The organism is Bartonella sp. AD328YNZD (genome assembly GCF_042196425.1).
This window is the reverse complement of record NZ_JBHIQG010000250.1, coordinates 1-3,559: the sequence shown is the minus strand read 5'-3', so window position 1 is coordinate 3,559 and position 3,559 is coordinate 1. Positions and strand designations below refer to the sequence as shown.

Genomic DNA, 3,559 nt, shown 5'->3' with positions numbered 1-3,559 from the left:
TAAAAAACTTACCAAAATTAGAAATAAGAGAAACTGAATAACTTATAAAGCATGCTCACATAATGGGTATGATAAACTCACAAGGGGTATAGAGTATAGCTATAATCTATACCTCTTTTGTTAAGTTGCTTACATAAAATCTTCTTTACTATGAGGGATAACAAAATAAAGTTAAAAGAATAGGATTTAGCAACATTCCTCTTAATTATTGCAAATCAAGGATTCTTTTCGTGGAGTTCTTTTTGCCATACCTGCTGTCCAAAGGGTTTTAAATTCTAAAAAAATTGACTTGAGGCTACAGTGTAGCTACATTATAATAAAGGTGTAAATGGAGGTACAAATCATGAAAGCCGATTCTGTTGTTCGAGCTCGCATTCCTGCTGAAATGAAAAAACAAGCGATGATTACTTTAGAACGCATGGGATTAAGCGCATCAGACCTTATCCGCATAACATTTTTGCGTGTCGCTGAAGAAGGTTGTTTGCCTTTTGATCTTAAAGTACCTAATAGTGTCACACGTAAAGCTATAAAGGAATTAGATGAAGGTAAAGGTAAGATATTTAAAAACGCTGATGCCCTTTTTAAGGACTTAGGCATTTAATATGCTGATACCTGTTCGCTCAAGACAATTTAAACGTGACGTGCGCAAAGCGGAAAAACGCGGTAAAAATATGAATAAGCTGCGTACACTATTGAGTCTTCTAATTGAAGAAAAGCCATTACCAAGACATTACTGTGATCATCCACTAAAAGGCGATTGGGTAGGATATCATGATATTCATATCAAACCAGATTGGCTGCTTATTTATAGAATAGAAGTAGATAAATTACATCTTATTCGTACAGGAACGCACTCTGACCTTTTCAAAGAATAATTATATGAGGAGTTAAAAATACTCTAATTTTTCTCTACATAATTAGATTTTTTTACATTGCCTTTAAGAGGTTATACCGTAATCTAAAATGATAGCTTTGTTTAAAGAGAGTTATATATATTCATTTTCTTATATTACTTATAGGTTTTGAAGGTTTCTCAAACCCTCAAAATACCTTCAAAACCCCTTTTTATATATATTACAGATTGTATTTACGTGTTGTGTGTAATATGGGTTGTTTATTTAAAACATTAACATATTGAAATATAATAACTTTTATTTTTTGATTGAAAAAAAATATATAACGGGGGGTAAAAGGAACCCTCAAAATCCTCAAAATTCATAACCATAATGGTCTTTATAGCATTTCTATAAGTTACAAGCTATCTTTTGAAAGGCTTTAAAAAGGTTCACATGCTTTCATAAAGCACGTTATAATCAATTCTCTAAATCATAAGGTTATCTATTCAAAAGAACTGATTAAAATTCATAAAAGGGATTTTGATAACGTAATCAGTTTTCAATTTCATACGCTTTTCATAAGATACGCTTTAATCACTCACTAAAATGATCACTTTTGTCAGTTCAATTTACTGACACATAACTGACAAGTTTTAATCAATTCACATCATTGGTTATCTTTAAAGACTGTACTCTTGATATGAGTTATATCTTAAAAACATTAACCTATTGAAATATAATGTTTTTAATTTTTCTCATTAAAAAAAATAATAGAGAGTCTAAAAGGAACTGACAACACTGACACGGTCTATTAAAAAGGATTTTACTGATCTCTATAGTTATCAATCTCTCTTTAGATGTTTTCATAACAGTCTCTAAATTACAATTATCATATATCCTATTTATCGTTTCTCTTATGAAAATGATGCCATGGCTATAAAAAACATAACAGCTATAGAGAATACGTGAAAAAGCAGGTTTTCATAATCACATGCAAATGAACGCGTTGGTTATAAAGAGCACAGTGCCTATTAAGGTTGTTTAAATTAGAGCCCCTTATAAACAAAATTCACAAAAAAATTTAAATTCATTTAGTAAAAAACTGATAGGTTATAAAGTTAAAAATACGCATTATGAGAGCGTTTCTAAATATTATAAATGTATAGATTCAAAACATAACGTAATTGTTTTATAAAACCCATAATATAGATTTAAAAGCATATAAATATAAAAGAAGAAATTCATAAGCATATGATATTATTAACACACAACGCATTTAAAAAGTACAAAAAAATATCAAGAAAGATAAAATATTATTTGACAATAAATACGTATTTTGTTATATAAATACTCAAGTGCTGAAAACACTTAACGATTAGCGGATAGGTTACGAAACAATCTTTCCAAAGTCTTTAAAATACTGACTGTTTTTTATACGTATTAAAGCGTATAATGATTTTGTCGGGTGTGTCACACCATGCAATACCCTTATGGGAAAAGTGTGACGACGGACTAATCGCCGTGTTTTCAACGCCCGGCGCCTTTATAGCGCGTCAATTGAAAACTTCATTACGATTAGAAAGAATTTAAAATGACAAATTCAAACAACACCCCCCTTATATCTTTAAATGCAAATGAAACCGCTCTTGCTAATCAACAAGAGCCTGCAAAAAAATACGAATTTACAGGTGAGACAATAGAGGTTTGCTTTAAAACACTTCATAGAATTAGAGCTTTAAGAGATTTTGGAGACGTCAAAAAAGGTGATTTAGGCGGTTTTATACAAGGTGAAAGTAATTTATCCCATGATGGCAATTGCTGGGTCTATGATGATGCCAAGGTGCTTGAAAGCGCTACCATTTTTCATAATGCCAAGATATTTGATGGCGCCTGTATTAGTGGAAATGCTTCAGTTTATTCTGATGCACAAGTTTACAGTCGTGCTGTTGTTTTTGGTAATGCCAAAGTTTCTGGTAGTGCACATGTTTTTGGTGATGCTGTTGTTCGCGACAAATCTCATGTTTACGGTGATGCAGAAGTTTACAATAGCGCACTCATTTATGGTGACGCGGCAGTTTTTGAAAATGCACGAATAAAGAATAGTGCCAATGTTTACGACAATGCTCGTGTATATGGGAACGCAATAATTTGTGGTCCTGCTCTCATTTATAACAATGCTAAAGTTTATGGTGATGTCATTATATCATGCTCCAATTTCACGTATGAGGATGATATTAATTATGGAAATGTTGAGATTTTTGGAGATGCAAAAGTTTATGATAGTGCTCGCATTTATGACGCAGTCAAGATCTTTAGAAATGCCGAAATTCGTGGATTAGCTAATATTCGCGGAAACACGAGAATTCCTCAAGACATAAAAATTTAACAACCAACCAGCCTTTTAACACAAGCGTGATTCACGCCACGGGGGAATTGCGCGCAAATCAAGGAAACCAACATGACAAATTCTCCTTTAACAACCATGGCAAACAAATATGGGTTTTCTCATGATCAATTTCGAAAGACAATTATCAAAACATGTATCAATCATAACTTCTCTGATGAAGAATTCGCTGCTTTTATCTCTGTTGCCAATACTTATGGATTAAACCCATTAACAAAAGAAATCTATGCATTCCCTAAAAGAGGCGGCGGTATCATACCCGTTGTTTCTATTGATGGGTGGATAAAGATCATCAAATCAAATCCTGACTTTGATGGCA

4 protein-coding genes are annotated in these 3,559 nt (G+C 32.3%); all 4 read left to right on the top strand.

The annotated features are described in order from the left end of the window. Positions 1–343: 343 nt before the first annotated feature. Complete coding sequence (locus ACFIO3_RS10115; RefSeq protein ID WP_375608806.1) at positions 344–601, top strand: type II toxin-antitoxin system RelB/DinJ family antitoxin; 258 nt, start codon at positions 344–346, stop codon at positions 599–601. 1 nt (position 602) lies between these two features. Beyond that, positions 603–875, top strand: a complete 273-nt coding sequence (locus ACFIO3_RS10110) for a type II toxin-antitoxin system YafQ family toxin (RefSeq protein WP_375608804.1) — start codon at positions 603–605, stop codon at positions 873–875. A gap of 1,552 nt (positions 876–2,427) precedes the next feature. Beyond that, on the top strand, positions 2,428–3,222 hold the full coding sequence (locus ACFIO3_RS10105; RefSeq protein ID WP_375608803.1) for a hypothetical protein: 795 nt from the start codon (positions 2,428–2,430) through the stop codon (positions 3,220–3,222). A 72-nt stretch (positions 3,223–3,294) separates the two neighbouring features. Beyond that, positions 3,295–3,559 (top strand): recombinase RecT (locus ACFIO3_RS10100; protein ID WP_375704399.1); only part of this gene is annotated, 265 nt, incomplete at its 3' end.